The 926-nt window shown below is 68.1% G+C and carries 1 protein-coding gene; it reads right to left on the bottom strand.

The window, feature by feature from the left end:
* Positions 1–97: 97 nt before the first annotated feature.
* Complete coding sequence (locus tag ASG29_RS06100; protein WP_055981708.1) at positions 98–910, bottom strand: inositol monophosphatase family protein; 813 nt, start codon at positions 908–910, stop codon at positions 98–100.
* Positions 911–926: the final 16 nt, after the last annotated feature.

Here is a 926-nt window from a genome sequence, read left to right as displayed (position 1 = left end):
GGGGCAGATACGGTGCGTTCGCCGCATCTACCCCTCCACCACCGCGCGTTGCGCGGCGGTCCCCCTCCCCAAGCGAAGCTTGGGGAGGATTGGAATCCTAGCGCAGCGCCCCCGCCACCATCTTGTGCAGCTTGGAATGCAGCGCGTCGTTCGCCGCCAGGAACTCGTTGCGCTCCATATACCGGTCACCGCCGCGGAAATCGGTGACGAAGCCGCCCGCTTCCTTGATGAGCAGCACGCCCGCCGCGACGTCCCACGGTTGCAGGTGCGTCTCCCAGTAACCGTCGAACCGCCCCGCCGCGACCCACGCCAGGTCGAGGCTCGCCGCGCCCAGCCGGCGGATGCCCGCGACCTGCGGCGCGACCGCGCCGAACACGCGGCTCCACGTCACGAAATCGCCATGGCCCATGAAGGGGATGCCCGTGGCGATCAGGCATTCGGTCGGCTCGCGCCGCGCCGACACGCGCAATCGCTGGTCGGTATGCCACGCGCCCCGGCCCTTCTCGGCCCAGAAGCTCTCGTCGGTCAGCGGCTGATAGACCAGGGCGGTCGTGATCTCGCGCTTGCCGTTGGGCATCGGCTCCTCGACCGCGATGGAGATCGCGAAATGCGGGATGCCGTGGAGGAAGTTGGTGGTGCCGTCGAGCGGATCGACGATGAAGCGCGGCTTGTTCGGATCGCCCGCGATCTCGCCGCGCTCCTCCATCAGGAAGCCCCAGTCGGGACGCGCGCGCGACAATTCCTCGTACAACGTCTGCTCGGCGCGCTGGTCCGCCTGGCTGACGAAGTCGGCCGGCCCCTTCTTGCTGACCTGAAGCTGCTGCACCTCGTTGAAGTCGCGACGCAGCCGCGGCGCGGCCTTGCGCGCGGCGCGCTCGATGACGGTGAAGATACCGGATTGGGCGGGCATTCTATGAACTTTCTAG

This window comes from Sphingomonas sp. Leaf412 (genome assembly GCF_001425405.1).
In the GTDB taxonomy this organism is placed as follows: domain Bacteria; phylum Pseudomonadota; class Alphaproteobacteria; order Sphingomonadales; family Sphingomonadaceae; genus Sphingomonas.
This window is presented reverse-complemented; position numbering and strand designations above follow the sequence as displayed.